General features: G+C 64.4%; 21 protein-coding genes. 11 read left to right on the top strand and 10 right to left on the bottom strand.

The features are described from left to right. Positions 1-16 precede the first annotated feature (16 nt). From LOY33_RS09100 to LOY33_RS09085, 4 genes are all read left to right on the top strand, one after another. On the top strand, positions 17-1,027 hold the full coding sequence (locus tag LOY33_RS09100; protein WP_258662475.1) for an ABC transporter substrate-binding protein: 1,011 nt from the start codon (positions 17-19) through the stop codon (positions 1,025-1,027). Next, positions 1,024-1,869, top strand: a complete 846-nt coding sequence (locus LOY33_RS09095; protein WP_258662474.1) for a proline/glycine betaine ABC transporter permease — start codon at positions 1,024-1,026, stop codon at positions 1,867-1,869. Before LOY33_RS09100 ends, LOY33_RS09095 begins: the two co-directional genes overlap by 4 nt. 151 nt (positions 1,870-2,020) lie before the next feature. Beyond that, a complete protein-coding gene (locus LOY33_RS09090) occupies positions 2,021-3,103 on the top strand; it encodes a hypothetical protein (protein ID WP_104572286.1) in 1,083 nt (360 codons plus the stop codon). 165 nt (positions 3,104-3,268) lie between these two features. Further along, entirely contained in the window at positions 3,269-4,942 is a 1,674-nt protein-coding gene (locus LOY33_RS09085; RefSeq protein ID WP_258662473.1) for an ABC-F family ATP-binding cassette domain-containing protein, read from the top strand. Here the strand turns inward: LOY33_RS09085 and LOY33_RS09080 are convergent. After that, entirely contained in the window at positions 4,853-5,383 is a 531-nt protein-coding gene (locus tag LOY33_RS09080) for a cysteine hydrolase family protein (RefSeq protein ID WP_043863055.1), read from the bottom strand. The genes LOY33_RS09085 and LOY33_RS09080 overlap by 90 nt on opposite strands. 375 nt (positions 5,384-5,758) lie before the next feature. On the opposite strand from LOY33_RS09080, the gene LOY33_RS09075 reads away from it, so the two are divergent. The 3 genes from LOY33_RS09075 to LOY33_RS09065 all read left to right on the top strand — a co-directional run bounded on the left by LOY33_RS09075 (position 5,759) and on the right by LOY33_RS09065 (position 8,995). Next, positions 5,759-6,778: a branched-chain amino acid aminotransferase gene (locus LOY33_RS09075; protein ID WP_043863056.1), complete on the top strand. Its 1,020-nt coding sequence runs from the start codon at positions 5,759-5,761 to the stop codon at positions 6,776-6,778. A 170-nt stretch (positions 6,779-6,948) separates the two neighbouring features. Continuing rightward, complete coding sequence (locus LOY33_RS09070; protein WP_043863057.1) at positions 6,949-7,629, top strand: response regulator transcription factor; 681 nt, start codon at positions 6,949-6,951, stop codon at positions 7,627-7,629. After that, positions 7,607-8,995, top strand: coding sequence for a HAMP domain-containing sensor histidine kinase (locus LOY33_RS09065; protein ID WP_054915700.1), 1,389 nt, complete (start codon positions 7,607-7,609; stop codon positions 8,993-8,995). Before LOY33_RS09070 ends, LOY33_RS09065 begins: the two co-directional genes overlap by 23 nt. A gap of 103 nt (positions 8,996-9,098) precedes the next feature. On the opposite strand, the gene cysS is transcribed toward LOY33_RS09065, so the two are convergent. Both cysS and LOY33_RS09055 read right to left on the bottom strand, forming a co-directional pair. Continuing rightward, on the bottom strand, positions 9,099-10,481 hold the full coding sequence (gene cysS / locus LOY33_RS09060) for a cysteine--tRNA ligase (RefSeq protein WP_043863059.1): 1,383 nt from the start codon (positions 10,479-10,481) through the stop codon (positions 9,099-9,101). Positions 10,482-10,491: 10 nt separating this feature from the next. Then, positions 10,492-12,195, bottom strand: a complete 1,704-nt coding sequence (locus LOY33_RS09055) for a glutamine--tRNA ligase/YqeY domain fusion protein (protein WP_043863060.1) — start codon at positions 12,193-12,195, stop codon at positions 10,492-10,494. 236 nt (positions 12,196-12,431) lie between these two features. Between LOY33_RS09055 and LOY33_RS09050 the strand changes: the two genes are divergently transcribed. Beyond that, positions 12,432-12,935: a peptidylprolyl isomerase gene (locus LOY33_RS09050; RefSeq protein WP_043863061.1), complete on the top strand. Its 504-nt coding sequence runs from the start codon at positions 12,432-12,434 to the stop codon at positions 12,933-12,935. Next, positions 12,932-13,654 carry a UDP-2,3-diacylglucosamine diphosphatase gene (gene lpxH, locus LOY33_RS09045; RefSeq protein WP_258662472.1) on the top strand — a complete coding sequence of 241 codons (723 nt, stop codon included), beginning with the start codon at positions 12,932-12,934 and terminating at the stop codon, positions 13,652-13,654. The genes LOY33_RS09050 and lpxH overlap by 4 nt, the downstream gene beginning before the upstream one ends. Before the next feature lie 76 nt (positions 13,655-13,730). On the opposite strand, the gene LOY33_RS09040 is transcribed toward lpxH, so the two are convergent. The 5 genes from LOY33_RS09040 to LOY33_RS09020 all read right to left on the bottom strand — a co-directional run bounded on the left by LOY33_RS09040 (position 13,731) and on the right by LOY33_RS09020 (position 19,210). Next, positions 13,731-15,260 carry a DHA2 family efflux MFS transporter permease subunit gene (locus LOY33_RS09040; protein ID WP_258662471.1) on the bottom strand — a complete coding sequence of 510 codons (1,530 nt, stop codon included), beginning with the start codon at positions 15,258-15,260 and terminating at the stop codon, positions 13,731-13,733. Further along, a complete protein-coding gene (locus LOY33_RS09035) occupies positions 15,257-16,459 on the bottom strand; it encodes an HlyD family efflux transporter periplasmic adaptor subunit (protein WP_043863064.1) in 1,203 nt (400 codons plus the stop codon). The genes LOY33_RS09040 and LOY33_RS09035 overlap by 4 nt, the downstream gene beginning before the upstream one ends. An 18-nt stretch (positions 16,460-16,477) precedes the next feature. Further along, complete coding sequence (locus tag LOY33_RS09030; protein WP_123752236.1) at positions 16,478-17,944, bottom strand: efflux transporter outer membrane subunit; 1,467 nt, start codon at positions 17,942-17,944, stop codon at positions 16,478-16,480. Then, the gene (locus LOY33_RS09025) at positions 17,941-18,414 is read right to left on the bottom strand and encodes a MarR family winged helix-turn-helix transcriptional regulator (protein WP_043863066.1); all 474 of its coding nucleotides are present in this window, start codon (positions 18,412-18,414) and stop codon (positions 17,941-17,943) included. Before LOY33_RS09025 ends, LOY33_RS09030 begins: the two co-directional genes overlap by 4 nt. A gap of 190 nt (positions 18,415-18,604) precedes the next feature. Further along, the gene (locus tag LOY33_RS09020) at positions 18,605-19,210 is read right to left on the bottom strand and encodes a tRNA-(ms[2]io[6]A)-hydroxylase (protein WP_043863067.1); all 606 of its coding nucleotides are present in this window, start codon (positions 19,208-19,210) and stop codon (positions 18,605-18,607) included. A 159-nt stretch (positions 19,211-19,369) separates the two neighbouring features. Here LOY33_RS09020 and LOY33_RS09015 point away from each other — a divergent pair, with 159 nt between their 5' ends. Next, complete coding sequence (locus LOY33_RS09015) at positions 19,370-20,236, top strand: universal stress protein (RefSeq protein ID WP_043863068.1); 867 nt, start codon at positions 19,370-19,372, stop codon at positions 20,234-20,236. A gap of 84 nt (positions 20,237-20,320) precedes the next feature. Here the strand turns inward: LOY33_RS09015 and LOY33_RS09010 are convergent, their stop codons facing one another. Next, a complete protein-coding gene (locus tag LOY33_RS09010) occupies positions 20,321-20,788 on the bottom strand; it encodes a DUF1289 domain-containing protein (protein ID WP_043863069.1) in 468 nt (155 codons plus the stop codon). 406 nt (positions 20,789-21,194) lie between these two features. On the opposite strand from LOY33_RS09010, the gene acnB reads away from it, so the two are divergent. After that, complete coding sequence (acnB, locus tag LOY33_RS09005) at positions 21,195-23,804, top strand: bifunctional aconitate hydratase 2/2-methylisocitrate dehydratase (protein WP_258662879.1); 2,610 nt, start codon at positions 21,195-21,197, stop codon at positions 23,802-23,804. A gap of 71 nt (positions 23,805-23,875) precedes the next feature. Here the strand turns inward: acnB and prpD are convergent, their stop codons facing one another. After that, entirely contained in the window at positions 23,876-25,360 is a 1,485-nt protein-coding gene (prpD, locus tag LOY33_RS09000; protein WP_100634724.1) for a 2-methylcitrate dehydratase, read from the bottom strand. Between the last annotated feature and the right edge of the window lie 25 nt (positions 25,361-25,385).

Raw genomic sequence — 25,385 nt, 5'->3', positions numbered from 1 at the left:
CGGCAAGTGAGACGACATGAAGCGACTGACACAATTGATCGGCGGCGCCCTGCTGGCACTGGGCGTAGCCTCCCAGAGCCTGGCGGCGCCCGCTGCGGCCCCCATCCACTTTGGCGACATCACCTGGGAAAGCGGCAGCCTGACCACGCAACTGCTGCGCTTTATCGTCGAGAAAGGCTACGGCTACCCCACCGACACCCTGCCCGGCAGCACCGTGAGCATGGAGGTGGCGCTGGCGCGCAACGACATCCAGGTGATCGCCGAGGAATGGGCTGGCCGCAGCCCGGCCTGGACCAGGGCCGAGCAGGCCGGCCAGGTGTTCAGCATCGGGGACACGGTCAAGGGCGCCGACGAAGGCTGGTACGTGCCCGCCTACGTGATCAAGGGCGATGAACAGCGCGGCCTCAAGGCACTGGCCCCGGACTTGCGTTCCGTCCAGGACCTCAAGCGCCATGCCCCACTGTTCAAGGACCCCGAGTCACCCGACAAGGGCCGCTTTCTCAACAGCCCCAGCGGCTGGACCTCCGAGACCGTCAACAGCCAGAAGCTCAAGGCCTACGGGCTGGACGGGCAGTACGTGAACTTTCGCAGCGGCTCGGGCGCGGCGCTGGACGCCGAAATCACCTCCGCCATCCGCCGTGGCAAGCCGGTGCTGTTCTACTACTGGTCGCCCACCCCGCTGATGGGCCGCTACGAGCTGGTGCGCCTTGAAGAGCCGCCATTCGACGCCCAGGCCTGGGCCACCCTCACCGACCCCAGCAACCCCGAGCCCAAAGGCACCCGCTCGCTGCCGGCCAGGCTGTCGATCGGCGTATCGGCGCCGTTTCGCCAGCAATACCCGGAGCTGGTGGCATTCTTCGCCAAGGTCGATCTGCCGATCGCCACCCTCAACAGCGCCCTGGCAACGATGAGCGAGCAGCGCCAGGCACCGGACGCTGCAGCGCAGGCCTTTCTCAAGGCGAACCCGAGCATCTGGAAGGCCTGGCTGCCCGCCGAGGTGGCGACCAGGGTCGAGTCGGCCCTGTGAGTACGGGCTTTCCCGAGGCGCTGCACGTTTCGTTCGCAAACAGCGTCAATCGCTTCGTCGACTGGCTGGTGCTGGCCTACGGCGACCAGCTTCGGGCGGTCTCGGACGGGCTGCTGCAACTGCTGGTAGGGTTGGAAAACCTGCTGCGCGCCACGCCGTGGTGGTTGCTGCTGGCGCTGGTGGCACTGCTGACCTGGCACGCCACACGCAGTGTGCGGCGGGCGCTGCTGCTGAGCGGCCTGCTGTTTCTGATCGGGGTGGTCGGCCTGTGGGACAAGCTGCTGCAGACCTGCGCGCTGGTGCTGGTGAGTACCGGCCTGTGCCTCCTGATCGGCATTCCGTTCGGCATCTTGCTGGCCAGCCGGCCACTGGCACGCCGGTTGCTGATGCCGGTGCTGGACGTGATGCAGACCCTGCCCAGTTTCGTGTACCTGATCCCGGTGCTGATGCTGTTCGGGCTGGGCAAGGTGCCGGCGATCTTCGCCACCCTGGTGTATGCCCTGCCGCCGCTGGTACGCCTCACCGAACTGGGCCTGTCGCAGGTGGACCCGTCGCTGACCCAGGCCGCCCAGGGGCTGGGCGCCAACCGCTGGCAGCGCTTGCGCCGGGTGGCATTGCCGTTGGCGCTGCCGAGCATCCTGGCCGGCCTGAACCAGTCGGTGATGATGGCGCTGTCGATGGTGGTGGTGGCCTCGATGATCGGCGCACGCGGCCTGGGTGAGGACGTGCTGGCCGGCATCCAGACACTGAACGTGGGCAAGGGGGTCGAGGCCGGGCTGGCCATCGTTGCGCTGGCGATCGTGATCGACCGCATCACCCAGGCGTATGGCAAGCCGCGGTGAAGCCTTCTTGGTGCAACAGCGTTGACCTGCACCGCCCTTTCAAAGTACTCGTTGCCGGATAGACCAAAGGGGCCGTTCAGCCCGCGCGCGCTAAACGCAACTCGTCTACGCTGCTCAAAAGCCTGCCGGCACACTGAAAGGGAGTTCGAGCGTGCGAGCCTACCGTATCCTGTCCGCCGCAACACTGTGCCTGGTCAGTGCATCGGCCAGCGCTTTCCAACTGTCACCCTACGGCAAGGTGAACAATGGTGCCTACACTCGTGTCTTCAGCGAGGCGGTACACGAAAACCTGACCCTGGCATCGATCAGGCAGGCAGCGATTCCCGATGCCCTTAAAGCGGATCAGAACTTCATCGAAAGCCTCATCGCGGGCGCACGCTGGAACGATGATCCGCTGGGTTTCATGAAGACGGGTGTACCAGTGGATTTCTACCTGTCGTTCAAAGACTCGTGCAAGCGTTCAACACAGATCAATCCCACCTGGGACCTCATGTATCGCACCCACTGCGGCGACATGCAGTACCTTCACGCCATGGCCTCAAGCGCTCTGGAAACCACGACACAAACACGCGCCAGAATCATGATGTGGGCCGAATTCACATTCCGTGTTTCCACCGGAGAAATCCCCAAGAACCGCTACTTTCGCAGCGTGCCGCAACTGATGAGCCCCGAAGGTGGCGAGCAGTTCAGCCAGTCGCTCACCCACAGCAACACCCGACGGCTGCTATGGCAGCCCGAAGACCTTTTCAGCAGGAACTGCACGCGTATGCCCGCACTCAAGGCAATGCTGCGAGGACACGGCTGGACAGAGTCGCGCTGTGACGATTCGCACAATGAGCATGCTGCCAGCACCATCCAGAACCTGGCGTTGGGCTCGTTGCTCCACCTGCTGCAGGACTCCTTCTCCGACAGCCATGTACGGCGCTTCCCCCTGCATGATGAGCACGTCTCTCGGCTGGCAGGGGTGCAGGGCGTCGAACAGTTCGGCAACTATGCCAAACAGGACTCGAGCCGCCACAAGGTGGCAGACAGGCTGCCGGAAACGGCCAATGACGCCCAGCCACTTGATCTGAAGCACCTCAGTGCACAGCTGATCGCACTCTCGGTAACAGGGCGCGACGGTACGGGCGCCGCGCAATGGGAGCAAGCCAGGCCGCTACTCGAACACGCCTTCGATATCAGCCGGGCACAACCCGTCTCGGGCGCGATAGGCTATGAAAAACTCGACCGGTAATGGCACTGGAGGGCCTTTACCGACTGCCGCTATCCCCTTAGACTACAGGCCTTTTCCCGCATCCCGAGGTATTCGTCCAATGCGCCATTGATGCCACCGTCGTTTCAGACGGCCCGTCTTCAGCCCCTTCACCGGGGGAAGCACCAGGCATCCTTGGAGGTTCGCATGACGAACACGTCATCCCTGACGCTGGACAGCGTCACCTATGCACTGCCAGACGGCAGGCTGCTGTTTTCCAACCTCACCGAACGTTTCGACCAGCGCCGCACCGGCCTGGTGGGGCGCAACGGCGTGGGCAAATCCATACTCGCACGCCTGATGGCCGGTCAGCTCGAGCCCAGCGATGGCCGCTGCCTGCGCCAGGGGCGCGTGCACTACCTCGCTCAACAGCCGATCACCTCCCGCACCACGGTCGCCGACCTGGCCCAGGTACGCCAGGTGATAGAAGCGCTCCAACGCATCGAGGCTGGCAGTACCGCCGCGAGCGACTTCGAGACCGTCGGCGAACGCTGGAACATACGCGAGCAACTGCACAGCCACCTGGCCCGCGAGCAGCTCGGCATGCTGCGCTGGGATCGCCCCGCCGAAACGCTGAGCGGCGGCCAGGCCATGCGCGTGGCACTGCTGGGTGCGTTTCTCGGCGACGCCGACTACCTGATTCTCGACGAGCCCACCAACCACCTGGACGCCCCCAGCCGCGCCGCCCTGATGATCATGCTCGAACGCTGGAACAAGGGGCTGCTGGTCATCAGCCACGACCGCACGCTGCTCGCCAGCATGCAGCGCATCGTCGAGCTGTCGCCCTCGGGCCTGCACAGCTACGGGGGCGACTACAGCGCATTCACCGCTTGCAAGGCCCGCGACACCGAACTGGCCGAGCGCAATCTCGAGCGTCTGAAGCTCGAACGCCAGCGCCAGGCCCGCGACCTGCAGCGTCAACACGAGCGCCTCGAACGCCACCAGGCCAGGGCCGGCCACGAGGCCAGGCACAGCAACCAGGCGAAGATCCTGCTCGACCGTCAACAGCAACGCAGCGAGGCCACCGCAGGCAGGCAGCAGCGCAACCACCTGGCCACGCGCCAGGCCATGGACGCCCAGGTGCGTGAAGCCGCTCAACGCCTGGACCCACAGCAGCCGGTGGTACTGCACGCGCCGGCACGTCAGTTGCCGCCAGGCAGCCAGATCGCCTGGCTGCGTGACCTTGAGCTACCCCACATCGAGCATCCGCACGCGCTCGACCTGGTGCTGTACGTCGGCCAACGCCTTGCCCTCACCGGCGCCAACGGCAGCGGCAAATCCACGTTGCTCAAGGTGCTGGCCGGGCAACTGCCGCCCCGCAAGGGTGAATGCGAGACCCGCGCCAGCGTGGCGTACCTGGATCAGCAGTGCAGCCTGCTCGACCCGAGCGTATGCGTGCTGGAGCATGTGCGCGAGGCGTGCCGTCAACTCGACCAGAGCAGCGTGCGCACCCGATTGGCACAACTGGGCCTGGATGCAGACCGCATCACCCTGCCCAGCGGCCTGCTCAGTGGCGGCGAACGGCTCAAGGCAGCGCTGGCCGCGGTACTCTACAGCGACCAGCCAGCGCAATTGCTGTTGCTCGACGAACCCAGCAACCACCTCGATCTGCCATCGTTGCAGGCCCTGGAACAGATGCTCTGCCAGTATCAGGGGACCCTGCTGGTGGCGTCCCATGACCTGGTGTTCCTGCAACACCTGCAGTTGCAGGGGCAGCTGTGCATGCCGCAATCAGAACTGCACGGCTTCGGTGACGCACAAGGTGGCAAAGCCACTGCCCAGGGTGAGGTTGTGATGGGCGACGATGGCCTCGGCGCCTAGGCCGGGGGTATCCATGCAGGTGTGCGCGTCGCTGACCAGTACCGGGCGCACGCCCAGCTCGGCAGCAACGCGGCAATTGGTATCGACGCAGTACTGGGTTTTCATGCCGACCACCACCAGCTCTTCAACGCCCGCCTGCTGCAGCCACTCACGCAGCGGCGTGTTCCAGAAGGCACTGGGCCGGAACTTGTCGAACACGCGGTCGTATTGCTCGTCTACCTCCAGCGCCGGGAGCAGTTGCCAGGGTGTGCTGCCGGCCTCGATCGGCGAACCCTGCGGGCCGGTGTGGCGCGCGACGAATATCGGCGCCCGGGCCGCCCGTGCGGTGCCGATCAGGCGGTTGATGTTGGCCAGTATCCGCTCGCCCTGCCAGGGCTGTTCGGGGCCATGGAACAGGCCTACCTGCATATCCAGAATCAGTAACGCGCGCCGTACGGGCATGGTGTCTCTCCTTAAGATGCCAGCCGGACGCGCCAACCAAAAGGCCCCGTCCATTGCTGGCGGGGCCTTGGGTGACCTGCTGCGTTCGCTTTACACAGCCACCCATCGCCCGCCGATGGCGGTCGTGGTGGTGCGGGTCGAGGTCAACAGGTCGATATTCATGTCACGCACAATGCTCCACGAGCCCTGCGTCGGTCAAGCCCCTGGCGGCGCGACCACTCACGCTCGTCACGCCGGACCTGAAGCGCTGGCGGCCGGGCACCGGCGCAATCGGCATCTGCCCGTTTCCGATCTGCACGGGATGTATTATCGTGGCTGCTTGCGCAATATGCGTGGCCTGACCATACAGGCATTTGCCAACCGATCGAGGGTGCCATGAGTAACGAGAGCATTAACTGGGACAAGCTGGGCTTTGACTACATCAAGACCGACAAGCGCTACCTTTCCTACTTCCGTGATGGCGAGTGGGACAAGGGCACCCTGACCGAAGACAACGTACTGCACATCAGCGAAGGCTCCACCGCGCTGCACTACGGCCAGCAATGCTTCGAAGGCATGAAGGCCTACCGCTGCAAGGATGGCTCGATCAACCTGTTCCGCCCCGACCAGAACGCCCTGCGCATGCAGCGCAGCTGCGATCGCCTGCTGATGCCGCGGGTGCCGACCGAACAGTTCATCGAGGCCTGCAAGCAGGTGGTCCAGGCCAACGAACGCTTCGTACCGCCGCACGGCAAGGGTGCCCTGTACCTGCGTCCGTTCGTGATCGGCGTGGGTGACAACATCGGCGTACGCACCGCGCCGGAGTTCATCTTCTCGATCTTCGCCATCCCGGTTGGCTCGTACTTCAAGGGCGGCATGACCCCGCACAAGTTCCTGATCTCCGATTTCGACCGTGCCGCGCCCCAGGGCACCGGCGCCGCCAAGGTCGGTGGCAACTACGCAGCCAGCCTGCAGCCAGGCTATGAGGCCAAGAAGGCCGGCTTTGCCGACTGCATCTACCTCGACCCGCTGACCCACAGCAAGATCGAGGAAGTGGGTTCGGCCAACTTCTTCGGCATCACCGCCAACAACGAGTTCGTGACCCCGAAATCCGCCTCGGTGCTGCCGGGCATCACCCGCCTGTCGCTGATGCAACTGGCCGAATCGCGCCTGGGCCTGAAGGTGATCGAGGGCGACGTGCTGATCAACCAGCTGGACCGCTTCATCGAAGCCGGTGCCTGCGGCACCGCTGCGGTGATCACCCCGATCGGCGGCATCCAGTACAACGGCAAGCTGCACGTGTTCCACAGCGAGACCGAAGTCGGTCCGGTGACCCAGAAGCTCTACGCCGAGCTGACCGGTATCCAGAGCGGTGACGTCGAAGCGCCGGCGGGCTGGATCGTCAAGGTCGCCTGAATGCATCGCGGGTCAAGCCCGCTCCCACAGGTTCATCGCAACCCTGTGGGAGCGGGCTCGACCCGTGACTGGCTGCGCAGCAGCCCTTTTTCAAGATGAATTTTTCTTTAACCCGGGCACCGCCTATTCTTTGGCACAATCGAGTCTCCACACGCCGCCCAGGTAAAAGCATGCCCCGCGTACTGACTATCGAAGACGATGCCGTCACCGGCCAGGAAATCGTCGCCGAACTCTCCAGCCACGGCCTTGAGGTCGACTGGGCCGACAACGGTCGTGAAGGCCTGGCCAAGGCAATCGCCGGCGGCTACGACCTGATCACCCTCGACCGCATGCTGCCCGAAGTCGACGGCCTGACAATCGTCACCACCCTGCGCAACCTCAAGATCGCCACGCCGATCCTGATGATCAGCGCCCTCTCCGATGTCGACGAACGCGTGCGCGGCCTGCGCGCCGGTGGTGACGACTACCTGACCAAGCCGTTTGCCTCCGACGAGATGGCGGCGCGCGTGGAAGTGCTGCTGCGCCGCAACAGCGTGCCGATGGCCCAGACCCGCCTGCAGGTCGCCGACCTGGAGCTGGACCTGATAAGCCACGAGGCCCGGCGCGGCGAGCAGACCCTCAACCTGCTGCCCACCGAGTACAAGCTGCTGGAATTCCTGATGCGCCACGCCGGCCAGGTCATCACCCGCATGATGATCTTCGAGGAAGTCTGGGGGTACCACTTCGACCCCGGCACCAACCTGATCGACGTGCACATCGGGCGTCTGCGCAAGAAGATCGACGCCGCCGGGCAAACCCCGCTGATTCGCACCGTGCGGGGCTCCGGCTATGCCATTGCCGAACCCGTCTAAGGGCTGGAGTTCGTCCACCAGCCGCCTGCTGGCGCTGTACAGCTTTCTGTTCGTGGCCTGGAGCAGCATCCTCATGGGGGTGCTGTACTTCGAGGTGTCCGGCTACCTGAACAAGCTCACCCGCCATTCCCTGTTGCAGCGCCAGCATCTGTTCGCACACATGAGCGGCAAGCAGCTCGACGACGCCCTGATCGCCAGCCAGGCCTTCGACGAACGCAGCTTCGATGCCTACGGGCTGTTCGACGCGCAGTTCAACCCACTGGGCGGGCAGATCCGCCAGATCCCGCCCGAGCTGGGCCTGGATGGCAGGATCCACGAGCTCAGCCGCTGCCTGGACGCTGACGACCCGCGCATGCCAAAAGACAGCTGTGATGCCGTGGCGCTCAAGGTGCGCGATGGCCGCTGGCTGGTGCTGGTACGCGACAACGGTTCGCTGTTCGTGGTCACGCGGATCATTCTGCATGCGTTGCTGTGGGGGCTGTCGCTGACCATCATTCCCGGCATCGCCGGCTGGTACCTGCTGCGTCGCCGCCCGCTCAAGCGCATAAGGGCGATCCAGGCCAGTGCCGAGCTGATCGTGGCCGGCGACCTCACCCACCGTCTGCCGCTGTCGTCGCGCCGTGACGAACTGGACATGCTGGCAGCCATCGTCAACGCCATGCTCGACCGCATCGAGCGGCTGATGCATGAGGTCAAAGGCGTGTGCGACAACATTGCCCACGACCTGCGCACCCCGCTGACGCGCCTGCGGGCCCAGCTGTACCGGATCCGCCAGCAGGTCGGCGACGACTCGATCCAGGCCGACCAGATGGACCAGGCCATCAGCGAAACCGACACCCTGATGGCGCGTTTTCGCGGGTTGCTGCGCATCAGCGAACTGGAAGACCGCCAGCGCCGTGCCGGCTTCGTCGAGCTGGACCCGCGTGCCCTGCTGGTAGAGCTGCATGACTTCTACCTGCCGCTGGCCGAGGACGGCGAAATTCGCCTGACCCTGGTGCTGCCCGACCAGTTGCCGGCGCTCAAGGGCGACCGCGAGCTGCTGTTCGAGGCCCTGGCCAACCTGCTGGGCAATGCCATCAAGTTCACCCCGGCCGGTGGTCAGGTGCGGATGCGAGCCCGTGAAGACGCCCAGGGCGTGCTGATCGAGGTGGAGGACAGCGGGCCGGGGATTCCGGCGGACGAGCGCGAGGCCGTGCTCAAGCGGTTCTACCGCAGCGAGGAAGGTCATCGGCACAACGGGTTCGGGCTGGGGCTTTCGATCGTTGCAGCGATCGTCGACCTGCATGGGTTTGAGCTGGAGGTAGGAGACAGCGAATTGGGCGGGGCGCGGCTGGTGTTGCAGTGTCGGCCGAAGGTGGCCAGTTAGGGCCTCATCGCGGGTCGAGCCCGCTCCCACAGGTTGATCACTGATCTAGAGCACAGTGATCAACCTGTGGGAGCGGGCTCGACCCGCGATGAGGGCAGCGCGATCAGTCAGCCAGGCGCCAGGTCGTCGTGCCCTTGCCGTCTTCCAGCACCACGCCCATGGCGGTCAGCTGGTCGCGGATGCGGTCCGATTCGGCCCAGTTCTTGTCGGTACGTGCCTGCAGACGCGCCTGGATCAACGCCTCCACTTCAGCTGCATCGACCTTGCCTTCGGCGCCCGCCTGCAGGAAGTCGTCGGCCTCCAGCTGCAACACGCCCAGCAGCTCGGCCAGCTCGCGCAAACGGCCCGCCAGGCCAGCGGCCACCTCAGGCTCGGCCTCGCGCACGCGGTTGATCTCGCGCACCAGGTCGAACAGCACCGCACAGGCTTCAGGCGTGCCGAAGTCGTCGTTCATGGCCGCGGCAAAACGCTCGACATACGCCTCGCCACCTTGCGCGGCCACGCGCGGCAAGCCGCGCAGCGCATGGTAGAAGCGTTCCAGCGCGCCCTTGGCTTCGCGCAGGCTGTCCTCGGAGTAGTTGATCGAGCTGCGGTAGTGGCTCGACACCAGCAGGTAGCGCACCACCTCCGGGTGATACTTGTCGAGCACGTCGCGAATGGTGAAGAAGTTGTTCAACGACTTGGACATCTTCTCGCCATTGATACGGATCATGCCGCAATGCATCCACGCCTTGGCGTACTGCTTGCCGGTGGCCGCCTCGCTCTGGGCAATCTCGTTCTCGTGGTGCGGGAACTCCAGGTCGTTGCCGCCACCATGAATGTCGAAGCTCTCGCCCAGGCAGCAGGTCGACATCACCGAGCACTCGATGTGCCAGCCCGGACGGCCCGGGCCCCACGGCGATTCCCAGCTCGGCTCGCCGGGCTTGACGCCCTTCCACAGCACGAAGTCGAGCGGGTCCTGCTTGGCCTCGTCGACCTCGATGCGGGCACCGATGCGCAGGTCTTCGATCTTCTTGCGCGATAGCTTGCCGTAGCCGACGAACTTGCCGACGCGGTAGTACACGTCGCCATTGCCCGGCGCGTAGGCATAACCCTTGTCGATCAGGGTCTGGATCATCGCGTGCATGCCGGCGATGTGGTCGGTGGCACGCGGCTCCTGGTCCGGCGGCAGGATGTTCAGACGGCGCTCGTCCTCGTGCATCGCGTCGATCATGCGCGCGGTCAGCGCTTCGAACGATTCGCCGTTCTGGTTGGCGCGGTTGATGATCTTGTCGTCGATGTCGGTGATATTGCGCACATAGGTCAGGTCGTAGCCGCTGTAGCGCAGCCAGCGCGTGACCAGGTCGAACGCGACCATGCTGCGCCCATGGCCCAGGTGGCAGAAGTCGTACACGGTCATGCCGCACACGTACATGCGAACCTTGTTGCCATCGAGCGGAACGAAAACTTCCTTGGTCTTGCTCAGGGTGTTGTAGATGCTTAGCACGTAGAGTTCCTTAGCTGCCCCACGAATCGCGCAGGGTCACGGTGCGGTTGAACACCGGCTTACCCGGCGTGGAGTCTTTCAGGTCGACGCAGAAGTAGCCTTCGCGCTCGAACTGGAAGCGGTCTTCGGGCTGGGCCTGGCCCAGCGAAGGTTCCGCACGACAACCGCTCAGCACCTGCAGCGAATCGGGATTGATGTTGTCAAGGAAGCTGCCGCCGTCGTCGGTCTTCTCGGGGTTGGCCGAACGGAACAGGCGGTCATACAGACGTACTTCGCACTCGACGCTGGCCGCGGCCGGCACCCAGTGGATCACACCCTTGACCTTGCGGCCCTCGGGGTTCTTGCCCAGGGTGTCGGGGTCGTACGAGCAGCGCAGCTCGACGATGTTGCCCTCGGCATCCTTGATCGCCTCGTCGGCGCGGATCACGTAGCTGCCACGCAGGCGCACTTCACCGGCCGGCTCCAGGCGCTTGTAGCCCTTGGGCGGCTCTTCCATGAAGTCGTCGCGGTCGATGTAGATCTCGCGGGCGAACGGCAGTGCACGCACGCCCATGTCTTCCTTGGGGTGACGCGGCAGTTCGAGCTGCTCGACCTGGCCTTCGGGGTAGTTGGTGATGACTACCTTCAGCGGGCGCAGTACGCACATGGCCCGTGGCGCGGTGCGGTCCAGGTCGTCACGGATGCTGAATTCGAGCATCGACATGTCGACCACGCCGTCGGAACGGTTGGTGCCGACCATCTCGCAGAAATTGCGGATAGACGCCGGGGTGTAGCCACGACGGCGGAAGCCCGACAGCGTGGACATGCGCGGGTCGTCCCAGCCCTGTACGTGCTGCTCGTCCACCAGTTGCTTGAGCTTGCGCTTGCTGGTGATGGTGTAGTTCAGGTTCAGGCGGCTGAACTCGTACTGGCGCGGCTTGCACGGCACCGGCAGGTGGTCGAGGAACCACTCGTACAACGGACGATGGCTTTCGAACTCCAGGGTGCAGATCGAGTGGGTGATGCCCTCGATGGCGTCCGACTGGCCATGGGTGAAGTCGTAGATCGGGTAGATGCACCAGGTGTCACCGGTCTGGTGATGATGGGCATGGCGGATGCGGTACAGGATCGGGTCGCGCAGGTTCATGTTCGGCGAGGCCATGTCGATCTTGGCGCGCAGCACGCGCTCGCCATCCTGGAACTCGCCAGCCTTCATGCGCGCGAACAGGTCGAGGTTTTCCTCGACGCTGCGCTCGCGGAACGGGCTGTTCTTGCCCGGCTCGGTCAGGTTGCCGCGGTACTCGCGGGCCTGCTCCGGGGTCAGGTCGCACACATAGGCATTGCCCGACTTGATCAGGTCGACCGCCCACGCATGCAACTGCTCGAAGTACTGCGAGGCATAGCGCACCGGGCCGGTCCACTCGAAGCCCAGCCACTTGACGTCACGCTGGATGGCGTCGATGTACTCCTGGTCCTCTTTGGCCGGGTTGGTGTCATCGAAGCGCAGGTGACAGGCACCGCCGAATTCCTGGGCCAGGCCGAAGTTCACGCAGATCGACTTGGCGTGACCAATGTGCAGGTAGCCGTTGGGCTCCGGCGGGAAACGGGTGACGATGCTGGTGTGCTTGCCCGAATCCAGGTCGGCCTGCACGATCGGACGCAGGAAGTTCACAGGGACGGCGGGCGCGCCTTTGGCAGCGGCGTTGGGAGCGTTGTCAGCGGTGGGCTTGCTCATAGGATCCTTGAAATACCGGTACACGGCCCGGGTAGGCCGACTGAATCAAAGCGCTTATCATAGCCCAAGCGCCCGAGCTGCCGACAGGGCAGCGCCGACAAACTGGCGCTATATTCGGCTGGCCGGGCAAAAAAACTGCCGTGACGTGCGTATCGTGGCCTGTAAACTGTGCGTCAGGGTTACTACGCGATCCTGCGCACCCATTTCTTGAATGCCTGAAAAGCGAGAATTTGAGCATGACCCAAGTCAAACTGACCACCAATCACGGTGACATCGTCATCGAGCTGAACGCCGAGAAAGCCCCGATCACCGTGGCCAACTTCATCGAGTACGTCAAAGCCGGTCACTACGAGAACACCGTGTTCCACCGCGTCATCGGCAACTTCATGATCCAGGGCGGCGGTTTCGAGCCGGGCATGAAAGAGAAGAAAGACAAGCGCCCGAGCATCCAGAACGAAGCCGACAACGGCCTGAGCAACGACAAGTACACCATCGCCATGGCCCGTACCATGGAGCCGCATTCGGCCTCGGCGCAGTTCTTCATCAACGTCGCCGACAACAGCTTCCTCAACCACAGCGGCAAGAACGTGCAGGGCTGGGGTTATGCGGTGTTCGGCAAAGTCACCGAAGGCACCGACGTGGTCGACAAGATCAAGGCCGTTGCCACCGGTTCCAAAGCCGGCCACCAGGACGTGCCAGCCGAAGACGTGATCATCGAGAAAGCCGAGATCATTGGGTGATACTGCTGATCTCCGATCTGCACCTGCAAGAAGAACGCCCGGACATTACCCGGGCGTTTCTTGATCTGCTGGCCACCCGTGCCCGCAGCGCGCAAGCGCTGTACATTCTCGGGGACTTTTTCGAGGCCTGGATCGGCGACGATGCCATGACGCCCTACCAGGCGTCGATCTGCCAGGCCTTGCGTGCGCTGAGCGACACGGGCACCCAGGTGTTCCTGATGCACGGCAACCGCGACTTCCTCATCGGCCAGGCGTTCTGCAAGGCCGCAGGCGCCACCCTGCTACCCGACCCCAGCGTGGTCGAGCTGGGCGGCGAGCCGGTGCTGCTGATGCATGGCGACAGCCTGTGCACCCGTGACGAAGGCTACATGAAGCTGCGCCGTTACCTGCGCAACCCCGTGAGCCTGTGGGTGCTGCGCCACCTGCCGTTGCGCACGCGGCACAAGCTTGCGCGCAAGCTGCGCAGCGAAAGCCGCGCGCAGACGCGCATGAAGGCCAATGACATTGTCGATGTGACGCCCGAGGAGGTACCGCGGGTGATGCAGCAGCATGGCGTGCACACTCTGGTGCATGGGCACACCCATCGCCCGGCGATCCACAAGCTGATGGTGGGCGATGCGCCGGCGCGGCGTATCGTGCTGGGCGACTGGGATCGCCAGGGGTGGGCGCTACAGGTGGATGAACAAGGGTTCCAGCTGGCACCCTTCGACTTTGCCTGACCCCTTCGCCGGCAAGGCCGGCTCCTACAGGTTTTGCGTAATCCTGTAGGAGCCGGTCTTGCCGGCGAAGCCTTTTTCAGTGCCCGGCCGACGCCGGCCCGGCCTTGGCCGCGAATGGCGGCTTGGCCAGCCACACCAGCAGCACCAGCCCGACGAACACCCAGCCCATCAACGTGAAGTAATCCACCGTCGACATCATGTACGCCTGGCTGTTGAGCATCTGCTCCAGCTGCGCATACGACTGCCCGTTCGCCCCTCCCAGGTGGCCGAGCATGTCACGGGTGGCCGGCTCATAGGTACTGATGCTTTCGCTCAGGTACGCATGGTGCTGGTCGGCCCGGCGAATCCAGATCCAGGTGGTCAGCGACGCGGCAAAGCTGCCGCCCAGGGTCCGCAGGAAGGTCGCCAGCCCCGAGCCGTCGGCGATCTGCTGCGGCGGCAGGTCCGAAAGCAGGATGCTCAAGGTGGGCATGAAGAACAGCGCCACGCCGATACCCATGAACAGCTGCACCAGGGCGATGTGCAGGAAGTCCACCTCGTTGGTGAACCCTGCCCGCATGAAGCAGCTGGCACCGATTGCCACGAACGCCAGCCCCGCCAGCACACGCAGGTCGAACTTGTGCGCGTACTTGCCCACGAACGGCGACATCAGCACCGGCAGCAGGCCGATCGGCGCCACCGCCAGCCCCGCCCAGGTGGCGGTGTAGCCCATCTGGGTCTGCAGCCATTGCGGCAGGATCAGGTTGATGCCGAAGAACCCCGCATACCCGCCCACCAGCACGATGGTGCCGATGCGAAAGTTGCGGTGGGCGAACAGGCGCAGGTTCACCACCGGGTGCTTGTCGGTCAGTTCCCAGATGATGAACACCGCCAGGAACACCACCGAAATCAGGCTGCCGATGACGATGAAACTGGACTCGAACCAGTCCAGGTCATTGCCCTTGTCGAGCACGATCTGCAATGCCCCCACCCCGACGATCAGGCTCAACAGCCCGATGTAGTCCATCGGCTGGCGGCTGGTGCTCACCGGCCGGGTACGCATCTGCTGACGCACCACGGCGGCAGCGAACAGGCCGATCGGCACGTTGATGAAGAAGATCCACGGCCAGCTGTAGCTGTCGGTGATCCAGCCACCGAGTATCGGCCCGGCAATCGGCGCCACCACCGTGACCATCGCCAGCAGCGCCAGGGCCATACCCCGCTTGGCCGGGGGGTACACCGCAATCAGCAGGGTCTGGGTCATGGGGTACAACGGCCCGGCCACCACGCCCTGCAACACGCGAAAGCCGACCAGCTCGGGCATCGATTGCGAGATACCGCACAGAAACGACGCCAGCACGAACAGCAGCGTGGCCCAGATGAACAGCTTCACCTCGCCGAAGCGCCGGCTCAGCCAGCCGGTCAGCGGCAAGGCTATCGCGTTGCTCACCGCGAACGAGGTGATGACCCAGGTGCCCTGCTCCGAACTCACCCCCAGGTTGCCGGAGATGGTAGGCAGGGCGACGTTGGCGATGGTGGTGTCGAGCACCTGCATGAACGTCGCCAGCGACAGGCCGATGGTGGTCAGCAGCAGGCTTGGCGGGGTGAACGAAGCCTGCCCGCTCATCGCTGCGCAGTCTTGCCGCTGGCGGCGCTGTTGTCATGGATCAGGCGCGCGATCAGGGTATCGGCCTCCACCAGCTGGCGGTCGTACACCTGGGTGGCGAACGAGGCTTTCTGCGGCGGCTGTTGCGCCAGCACCGGGCCGCTCTGGTCGTGCAGGTCGACGTCGACCTGGGTCGACAGGCCGATCCGCAGCGGGTGTTCGGCCAGTTGCTCGGGGTTGATGTGGATCCGCACTGGCACGCGCTGGACGATCTTGATCCAGTTGCCGGTGGCGTTCTGCGCCGGCAGCAGGGCGAAGGCGCTGCCGGTACCGGCGCCCAGGCTGTCGATGGTGCCGCTGTACTTCACGTCGCTGCCGTACAGGTCGGCAACGATGTCCACCGGCTGACCGATACGCATGTTGCGCAGCTGGGTTTCCTTGAAGTTGGCGTCGATCCACAGCTGATCCAGCGGAATCACCGCCATGGTCGCGGTGCCCGGCTGCAGGCGCTGGCCCAGTTGCACCGTACGCTTGGCCACATAGCCGGTGACCGGCGCCACCAGGGTGGTGCGGGCATTGTCCAGGTAGGCCTGGCGCAGGTCGGCGGCGGCAGCCTGCACTTCGGGGTGCGAGGAGACCACGGTGTCGTCGACCAGCGCGGTGGTGGTGTTGAGCTGCTGCTGGGCATTGCTCAGCGCGCTTTGTGCCGATGCCAGGTCGTCACGGGCGTGGGACAGCTCCTCCTGCGAGATCGCCCCGCCGGCGGCCAGGGTCTTGCGTCGGTTGTAGTTTTCCTGGGCCTTCTGCAGCTCGGCCTTGCGCGCCGCCACCTGGGCCTTCTGCCCGTCGACGTTGCTGTAAAGCCCACGCACCTGGCGCACGGCGCGGGCCAGCTTGGCCTCGGCGCTCTGCAGGCCGACCTCGGTGTCGCTCGGGTCGAACTGGATCAGCACCTGGCCGGCGTGCACCAGGTCGCCATCGTCGGCGCCGATGCTGGTGACGGTGCCGGTGACCAGCGGGGTGATTTCCACCACGTTGCCGTTCACATAGGCGTCGTCGGTGTTTTCGCTCCAGCGTCCGTAGAGCTCGTGCCAGGCCCACACACCGGCGCCAAGTACGAGTACGAGCACCAGCAGCCCGAGCAGCAGCGTCTTGCGCTTGCGCTGATTGTTGAGGTCCTGCTCGGTAGGGGCAGTGTCCGGGGAGGATGCAGTGGCCATGAGAAATACCTTGGCGTTTTATTGATTGCGGGAAGTCGAGGGCAATGCGGCGGCCTGGGTGTCGGCCTGGTAGCCGCCCCCCAGCGCCTGCATCAACTGGATCGACAGGTCGATCTGTTCGGCGTTCAGTTCGGCCAGCTGACGCTGCGACTGCAGCAGCTGCTGTTCGATGCTCAGCACATCCAGGTAGTTGCCGATGCCGGAGCCATAGCGCTGCATCACGGTGTCGTAGGACTGCTGGGCGATGTCGGTGGCACGTTGCTTGGCTGCAATCTGCTGGCCCAGTGCATGCAACTGGTCGATGCTGTCGCTGACCTCGCCCAGTGCACGCACCAGGCTCTTGTTGTATTGCGCCACGGCCAGGTCGTAGTCGGCATCACGGGCATCGAGGTCGGCGCGCAGGCGCCCGCCGTCGAAAATCGGCAGCGACACGGTCGGGGCGATGTTGAAGAAGCGGCTCGGCGCGCCGAAGATCGCATCGCCCAGCAGTGCCTGGGTGCCGGCGGCGGCGCTCAGGTTGAGGTTGGGGTAGAAGCGTGTCTTGCTCGCATCGATCGACTTGCTCGCCGCCTCGACCCGCCAGCGCGCGGCCACCAGGTCCGGACGCCGGCCCAGCAACTCGGCCGGCAGCACCGAGGGCAGCGCCACCGCAGCAGGCTTGAGCACATTGGGGCGGGCGATCTGCTGGCCACGGTCGGGGCCCTTGCCCAGCAGCACCGCCAGCGCGATCTGCGCGCTGCGCAGCTGCTTCTGGGCATTGATGGCCTGCTCCTGGGAGCTGGCCTCCAGGCTTTCGGTCTGCTGCAGCTGGTACTGGCTGTCGATACCCGAGGCCAACCGGCGCTGGCTGAGTTCGAGCATCTGGCGGGTACGCTTGAGGTCTTCCTGGGTCAGGTCGTTGACGATGTGCGCCTGGCCCAGCTGGCTGTAGGCACGGGCAACGTCGGCGGCCAGGGTCAGTTGTGCGGCCTGGCGGTCCACCTCGGCGGCACGGGCCTGGCCCAGGGCGGCTTCCCAGGCATCGCGTTGCCCACCCCAGAGATCGAAGGTGTAGTTGAAGGTCGCGCTCAGGCTGCGCAGGGTGGAGTAGCTGCCGCCCTGCCCCGTCGGGTCCTGGTCACGGGCCAGGCGCGAGCGGCTGACCCCGGCGCTGGCATCCAGCGTGGGCATGCGCTCGGCGTCGGCAGCGTAGGCTGCGGCGCTGGCCTGATGGGCACGGGCGCTGGCAACCTGCATGTCGGGGCTGTCGCGCAAGGCCTCGCCGATCAGGCTGTTCAGTTGCGGGTCGCCAAGGCGGGTCCACCAGTCGCCCTTGGGCCAGGCCGCAGGCGACAGGGCAACGCCGCCGAGGGTCTTGCCAGCCTGCAGGTCGGCGGCGCCGAGGCGCCGGCCCTGAGTATCGAGGCCACTGTAGTTGGCGCAACCGGCCAGGCTCAGGGCAAGCACCAGCAGGCTTGCACCGGCACGCAGGGCTCGTGGTTTCATTGGGCCTCCACGCGCAGAGCGGTGACGGCATCGCCGGCCGCCAGCAGCACCTTGGTCAGAATTTTTTCCAGGGTCTTGAGCTCGTCCGGGGCCAGCACGCCAACCAGCTCGTTCATCGCCGAGGCACCGATCTGGGGCAACTGGCCGGCCAGCACATCGCCATCGGCGGTGAGCTCCAGGCGTACCTGGCGCCGGTCCTGCGGGCAGCGGCTGCGGGCGATCAGGCCCTTCTGCTCCAGACGATCGAGCATGCGCGTCATCGACCCGCTGTCCAGGCTGAGGAAACGGCACAGTTCGGCGGGGGTATCGACCCCGTACTGGGACACGATGATCAGCACCTTGAACTGCGCGGCGGTGACGCCGAAGTCCTGCAGGTGGCTGTCCAGAATGCGGTCCTTCACCAGTGCGGCGCGCCCCAGGAGCATGCCGATGGTGCAGGACTGGAAGTTTTCGGGGGTGAAGTGCTGCATGAAGGGAGATACCTGCTTAGGCAGTGGATGCCGCAGATATTACTGCTCAGGCAGCGAATGGCCAAGCATTAATTAGCTTGCTTTCTATTTGATCGACAAAAGGAGGTATTGCGGCGCCCGTATCGCGGGCCAAGCCCGCTCCCACAGGATGGGTCATCAGCCTGTGGGCGCGGGCTTGGCCCGCGATGCTTCAGGCCGGCACGCCGCTATGGAAGCGAAACTCCACGTCCGGCGTGGTGATCAGTTCGGCTTCCACCTCGCGCACCCGCTCCACGGTGCGCTCCACATCCGCCGCCTCGCCATACTGATACGCCAGCTTCAGGTACCCCTGGTAATGGCGCGCCTCGCTCTTTAGCAGCCCGTGGTAGAACTTGCCCAGTTCCTCGTCCAGGTGCGGCACCACCGCAGCAAAGCGCTCGCAGCTGCGCGCCTCGATGAACGCGCCGACCACCAGCGTGTCCACCAGCTTCACCGGCTCGTGCGCGCGCACCACCTTGCGCAGCCCCGAGGCATAGCGCCCTGCCGACAATGGGCGCAAGGCCACCTTGCGCTTCTTCATCAGGCGCAGCACCTGCTCGTGATGCACCAGCTCCTCGCGGGCCAGGCGCGACATCATGTTGATCAGGTCGACATGCGTGTTGTACTTGGCAATCAGGCTCAGCGCCGTGCTGGCGGCCTTGAACTCGCAGTTCTTGTGGTCGATCAGCATCGTCTCCTGGTCGGCCAGGGCGGCATCGACCCAGGCATCCGGGGTGCGGCAGGCGAGGAAGGCTTCGATTTCGGGAATAAGGGACATAGGCTCACAAACGGGCATGGGGTGTCGACAAGACCGGCGATTATACCGGCGGCAGTGGCGATCACCAGTGACTATGCTTGATGCATATCAACATCCACCGCATCCGGGGCGCCGACTATAGTCAGGCATCGCATGCCATTGTCGAAGGAGTTCTCCCTCATGCTTTTAGAAGTTCGCAGCATCCTGGTGGTGCTCGACCCCGACCACGCCCACAGCAAGGCCCTGACCCGCGCCAAGCTGATCGCCGGCGTCACCAAGGCACGCCTGCACCTGCTGATGTGCGACAAGAAGCAGGACCACAGTGCCCTGCTCAGCCTGCTCGCCAGCCAGTTGCACGACGATGGCTACGACAATGTCACCTATGAGCAGGCCTGGCACGACACTCTGCACGAGTCGATCATCGACGTGCAGAAAGCCGAAGGCTGTGAGCTGGTGATCAAGGAACACCGGCCGGAAAACGCGCTGAAGAAGTTCCTGCTGACGCCTTCGGACTGGAAACTGCTGCGCCAGTGCCCGTGCGCGGTGCTGATGGTCAAGACCGAGCGCCCCTGGACCGGTGGCGTGATTCTGGCGGCGGTGGACGTGGGCAACGACGATCAGGAGCATCGCAAGCTGCACGCCAGCATCATCGACCACGGTTATGCCATTGCCAGCGTGGCCAAGGGCAACCTGCACGTGATCAGCGCCCACCCCTCGCCCATGCTCTCGGCGGCGGACCCGGTGTACCAGCTCAAGGACACCATCGAGAAGAAGTACCGCGACGAATGCGCTGCGTTCCAGGCCGAATTCGATATCGCCGACGATCGCCTGCATGTGGCCGAAGGCCCGGCGGACGTGCTGATTCCGCACACGGCTAAAAAGTACGAAGCCGTGGTGACGGTGATGGGTACGGTGGGGCGTAGCGGGATTACCGGTGCGCTGATCGGCAACACCGCCGAGGTGGTGCTCGATTCGCTGGAATGCGATGTGCTGGTGCTCAAGACCGAGGACCAGGTGAAGCACCTGGACGAGCTGGCCAGAGGCTGAAGACCCCATCGCGGGTCAAGCCCGCGCCCACAGGGTAAGCGGTGATCCAGTGGGCGCGGGCGTGACCCGCGATGGGAACACCGCTTAACCCAGCGCATCCTTGAGAAAGCCCGGCGCGATGTAGCGCTGATAATGCGCCTCGGACAACAGAAAGAATTCCCGATCGATGGCATCGCGCAGCTCGGGCAGCTCCCAGTCGCGAAACTCCGGCAGCAGCACCATCCCGTACGCTTCCAGCTCGCGAATCACCCGCGCGCCCCGCGCAATCAGCTGATAAGCCCAGCAATACTCGGACTGATGCGGCACGAATCGAATCTTGCGCAGCTCCAGCTGGCCGCGCAGCTTGTCGGCGTCGAACACCTCCAGCTTGGCCGCCATCACCTGCACCAGCAGGTGTTCCAGGCGCAGCCACACCGCACGCTTTTCATCGTCGTTGTAGCCGTTCCAGTGGATCACCTCATGGTGAAAACGCTTGCACCCGCGACACACCAGGTCCCCGTAAACCGTGGAACACAGGCCGACACAAGGCGTTTTTATTGACTGATTGGACATGAAAGATTCAACGGCATGGCGATGGAACAGACGGCCATGTTAGCCCTTTGTCTAACGAGGGTCACGCCGTAAAGTCGTTGCAATCGCCTTACCTTTGGCGCGTTTTTACCGTAGAATCACCCGGCCTTTTTAAGGCAGCAATGTCCGTTAGAAGCTGTTTTCAAAGCGTCACGAGCACAGTTGATCCGGTAGAACGGCGTTGGCTCGGGGTATTCGAACATCGAATGCACCGCGCCAGCCCTCATCAGCCTCCGTTCTACAGGCGTAAAACTTTGAAAGCAGCTTCTGTAAGGATGTCCTGCAACCCTGGCTACGCGGCTCAAAAAGCCGTATTGCGCATGGGTGCCGGCCATTCTGGATGAGCGTCCCGGACACCCATTTGGGACCACTGATGAGGGTAATAACTGTGCTTGAAGCCTACCGCAAACACATCGAAGAGCGTGCCGCCCAGGGTATCGTGCCCCAGCCGCTTAACGCCGAACAAACCGCAGGCCTGGTCGAGCTGCTGAAGAATCCCCCCGCTGGCGAAGAAGCCGTCCTCGTCGACCTGATCACCAACCGCGTACCACCAGGAGTGGACGAAGCCGCCTACGTCAAGGCCGGTTTCCTGTCGGCGGTCGCCAAGGGCGAAGCCACCTCCCCGCTGATCAGCAAGCAGCGCGCCGTTGAACTGCTGGGCACCATGCAGGGCGGCTACAACATCGCCACCCTGGTCGAGCTGCTGGACGACGCCGAACTGGCCGCCGTTGCCGCCGAACAGCTCAAGCACACCCTGCTGATGTTCGACGCCTTCCACGACGTGGCCGAAAAAGCCAAGAACGGCAACGTTCACGCCAAGGCGGTACTGCAGTCCTGGGCTGACGGCGAGTGGTTCAAGAAGCGTCCGACCCTGGCCGACAAGATCAGCCTGCGCGTCTTCAAGGTCACCGGCGAAACCAACACCGACGACCTGTCCCCTGCCCCGGACGCCTGGTCGCGCCCTGACATCCCGCTGCACGCCCTGGCCATGCTGAAAATGGCCCGCGACGGCATCGTGCCGGACGTACAAGGCGCCATCGGCCCGATGAAGCAGATCGAGCAGATGCGCAACGAAGGCTTCCCGATCGCCTACGTCGGTGACGTGGTCGGTACCGGTTCCTCGCGTAAATCGGCGACCAACTCGGTGCTGTGGTTCTTCGGCGACGACATCCCTTACGTGCCGAACAAGCGCGCTGGCGGTTTCTGCTTCGGCTCCAAGATCGCCCCGATCTTCTACAACACCATGGAAGACGCCGGCGCCCTGCCGATCGAATTCGACGTGTCGAACATCCAAATGGGCGACGTGATCGACCTGTACCCGCACGCCGGCAAGGTGTGCAAGCACGGTACCGACGAAGTCATCACCACCTTCGAGATGAAAACCCCCGTGCTGCTGGACGAAGTCCGCGCCGGTGGTCGTATCCCGCTGATCGTCGGCCGTGGCCTGACCGAGAAGGCGCGCGCCGAGCTGGGCCTGGGCCCGACCGACCTGTTCAAGCTGCCTGAAGCACCTGTCGACACCGGCAAGGGCTACACCCTGGCCCAGAAGATGGTCGGCAAGGCCTGCGGCCTGCCAGTGGGCAAGGGCGTTCGTCCTGGCACCTACTGCGAACCGAAGATGACCACCGTCGGCTCCCAGGACACCACCGGTCCGATGACCCGTGACGAACTGAAAGACCTGGCGTGCCTGGGCTTCTCGGCCGACCTGGTCATGCAGTCGTTCTGCCACACCGCGGCCTATCCGAAGCCGATCGACGTGACCACCCACCACACCCTGCCGGATTTCATCCGCACCCGTGGCGGCGTGTCCCTGCGTCCAGGCGACGGCATCATCCACAGCTGGCTGAACCGCATGCTGCTGCCGGACACCGTCGGTACCGGTGGTGACTCGCACACCCGTTTCCCGATCGGCATCTCGTTCCCGGCCGGTTCCGGCCTGGTCGCCTTCGCCGCTGCCACTGGCGTGATGCCACTGGACATGCCGGAGTCGGTACTGGTGCGCTTCAAGGGCAAGCTGAACCCAGGCATCACCCTGCGTGACCTGGTTCACGCCATCCCTTACTACGGCATCCAGAAAGGCCTGCTGACCGTCGAGAAGAAGGGCAAGATCAACGCCTTCTCCGGCCGCATCCTGGAAATCGAAGGCCTGGACGACCTGACCGTGGAACAGGCATTCGAACTGTCCGACGCCTCGGCCGAACGTTCGGCTGCCGGTTGCACCATCAAGCTGCCTGAAAAAGCCATTGCCGAGTACCTGAAGTCGAACATCACCCTGCTGCGCTGGATGATCAGCGAAGGCTACGGCGATGCGCGCACCATGGAGCGCCGTGCACAGGCGATGGAAGCCTGGCTGGCCAAGCCCGAGCTGCTGTCGGCCGACGCCGATGCCGAGTACGCCGAAGTCATCGAGATCGACCTGGCCGATATCAAGGAGCCGGTTCTCTGCGCTCCTAACGACCCGGACGACGCTCGCCTGCTGTCCAGCGTCCAGGGCCAGAAGATCGACGAAGTGTTCATCGGTTCGTGCATGACCAACATCGGTCACTTCCGCGCTGCCGGCAAGCTGCTGGACAAGGTCAAGGGTCAGCTGCCAACCCGTCTGTGGCTGTCGCCGCCGACCAAGATGGACGCTCACCAGCTGACCGAGGAAGGCTACTACGGCATCTACGGCAAGGCTGGCGCGCGCATGGAAATGCCGGGCTGCTCGCTGTGCATGGGTAACCAGGCACGCGTAGAGCCGAACTCGACCGTTGTGTCGACGTCGACCCGTAACTTCCCGAACCGTCTGGGCGATGGTGCCAACGTGTTCCTGGCCTCCGCCGAACTGGCTGCCGTTGCCTCGATCCTGGGCAAGCTGCCAACCGTCGAGGAGTACATGGAGTACGCGGCGAATATCGACAGCATGGCTGCCGACATCTACCGCTACCTGAGCTTCGACCAGATCGCCGAGTTCCGTGAAGCCGCTGCGAACGCCAATATCCCTGTCGTTCAAGCGTAAGCTGACTTAGCGTGAAAAGAAGCCCCGCCAATTGGCGGGGCTTTTTGTTGTCTTCTGAAAAGCTTCGCCCCTCAGATCACGAACAGATCCATGAACCGATGCACCGCCGTCGCCTCAAGCTTCGCCTGATCCTTGCACAACGCAAGGATCTCGGCCGAACGCTGCGCAGTAAACCGCGTCGCCAGGTTGGCCTTGAACTTGTCCTCCAGCAGCGGGATGCCCTGGGCGCGTCGGCGCCGGTGCCCGATGGGATACTCCACCACCACCTGCTCGGTGCTCGAGCCGTCGGTGAAGAACACCTGCACCGCGTTGGCGATCGAGCGCTTGTCGGCCTCCAGGTACTCGCGACTGAAACGCGGGTCTTCGACGATCACCATCTTCTCGCGCAAGCGGTCGATGGTCGGGTGCGCCGCATGGAAATCATCTTCGTAATGCTCGGCCACCAGGTTGCCGAAGATCAGCGGCACCGCCGTCATGTACTGCAGGCAGTGGTCCCGGTCCGCTGCGTTGGCCAGCGTGCCGACCTTGGAAATGATGCGAATCGCCGACTCATGGGTGGTGATCACGATGCGCTCGATTTCATGCAGGCGATTGCGCACCTGCGGATGCAGGGTCACCGCCGCCTCGCAGGCGGTCTGCGCATGGAACTCGGCCGGAAAGCTGATCTTGAACAGTATGTTCTCCATCACGTAGCTGCCGAACGGCTGCGACAGGCTGAACTCGCGCTTGCCCTCGGGCTTGAGCGCCAGGTCCTTGTTGGTATGGCTGAACAGCACGTCATAGAAGCCCCACTGCGGCGCGGTGAGCACGCCGGGGATGCCCATCTCGCCGCGCAGGGCGATGTCCGCCAGGCGCACCCCGCGACTCGACGCATCACCGGCCGCCCACGACTTGCGCGAGCCGGCATTGGGGGCATGGCGGTAGGTGCGCAGCGCCTGGCCATCGACAAAGGCCTGGGACAGGGCCGCCAGCAACTGCTCGCGATTGGCGCCCATGAGCCGGGCGCACACCGCCGTGGATGCGACCTTGACCAGCAGCACGTGGTCCAGGCCCACCCGGTTGAAAGCGTTTTCCAGCGCGAGCACGCCCTGGATCTCGTGGGCCATGATCATGGCCTCGAGCACCGTGTGCAGGGTCAGCGGCGCGTCGCCGTTGGCCACGCGCTTTTGCGAGAGGTGGTCGGCCACCGCGAGGATGCCGCCGAGGTTGTCGGAGGGGTGACCCCATTCTGCGGCCAGCCAGGTATCGTTGTAGTCCAGCCAGCGCACGATGCAGCCGATGTCCCAGGCCGCCTTGACCGGGTCGAGGCGGTACGCGGTACCGGGCACCCGCGCGCCATGGGGCACCACGGTACCCTCCACCAGCGGCCCCAGGTGCTTGGTGCACTCGGGAAAGCGCAGCGCCAGCAGGCCGCAACCCAGGGTGTCCATCAGGCAGTTGCGCGCCGTGTCCAGCGCCTCCCCCGGCTCGGCCCTGAAGTGCAGGACATAGTCGGCAATGTCCTGCAGGACCCGGTCGTAGTCGGGGCGGTCGTTCAGGTCAACATTGGCACTCATTGTCGTCTCTCTGTTCACATGGGGT

Source organism: Pseudomonas sp. B21-036 (assembly GCF_024748925.1).
Classification (GTDB): Bacteria; Pseudomonadota; Gammaproteobacteria; order Pseudomonadales; family Pseudomonadaceae; genus Aquipseudomonas; species Aquipseudomonas palmensis.
This window is presented reverse-complemented; position numbering and strand designations above follow the sequence as displayed.

Excerpts from the sequence above, each read along its gene's own strand:
- LOY33_RS09070 (WP_043863057.1), top strand. The coding sequence starts at position 6,949 with ATGCCCCGCGTACTGACTATCGAAGACGATGCCGTCACCGGCCAGGAA.
- prpD (WP_100634724.1), bottom strand. The coding sequence starts at position 25,360 with ATGAGTGCCAATGTTGACCTGAACGACCGCCCCGACTACGACCGGGTC.
- LOY33_RS09100 (WP_258662475.1), top strand. The coding sequence starts at position 17 with ATGAAGCGACTGACACAATTGATCGGCGGCGCCCTGCTGGCACTGGGC.
- LOY33_RS09065 (WP_054915700.1), top strand. The coding sequence starts at position 7,607 with ATGCCATTGCCGAACCCGTCTAAGGGCTGGAGTTCGTCCACCAGCCGC.
- LOY33_RS09085 (WP_258662473.1), top strand. The coding sequence starts at position 3,269 with ATGACGAACACGTCATCCCTGACGCTGGACAGCGTCACCTATGCACTG.
- LOY33_RS09055 (WP_043863060.1), bottom strand. The coding sequence starts at position 12,195 with ATGAGCAAGCCCACCGCTGACAACGCTCCCAACGCCGCTGCCAAAGGC.
- LOY33_RS09050 (WP_043863061.1), top strand. The coding sequence starts at position 12,432 with ATGACCCAAGTCAAACTGACCACCAATCACGGTGACATCGTCATCGAG.
- LOY33_RS09025 (WP_043863066.1), bottom strand. The coding sequence starts at position 18,414 with ATGCAGCACTTCACCCCCGAAAACTTCCAGTCCTGCACCATCGGCATG.
- LOY33_RS09030 (WP_123752236.1), bottom strand. The coding sequence starts at position 17,944 with ATGAAACCACGAGCCCTGCGTGCCGGTGCAAGCCTGCTGGTGCTTGCC.
- LOY33_RS09010 (WP_043863069.1), bottom strand. The coding sequence starts at position 20,788 with ATGTCCAATCAGTCAATAAAAACGCCTTGTGTCGGCCTGTGTTCCACG.
- LOY33_RS09015 (WP_043863068.1), top strand. The coding sequence starts at position 19,370 with ATGCTTTTAGAAGTTCGCAGCATCCTGGTGGTGCTCGACCCCGACCAC.
- LOY33_RS09040 (WP_258662471.1), bottom strand. The coding sequence starts at position 15,260 with ATGAGCGGGCAGGCTTCGTTCACCCCGCCAAGCCTGCTGCTGACCACC.
- LOY33_RS09080 (WP_043863055.1), bottom strand. The coding sequence starts at position 5,383 with ATGCCCGTACGGCGCGCGTTACTGATTCTGGATATGCAGGTAGGCCTG.
- LOY33_RS09035 (WP_043863064.1), bottom strand. The coding sequence starts at position 16,459 with ATGGCCACTGCATCCTCCCCGGACACTGCCCCTACCGAGCAGGACCTC.
- LOY33_RS09075 (WP_043863056.1), top strand. The coding sequence starts at position 5,759 with ATGAGTAACGAGAGCATTAACTGGGACAAGCTGGGCTTTGACTACATC.
- LOY33_RS09020 (WP_043863067.1), bottom strand. The coding sequence starts at position 19,210 with ATGTCCCTTATTCCCGAAATCGAAGCCTTCCTCGCCTGCCGCACCCCG.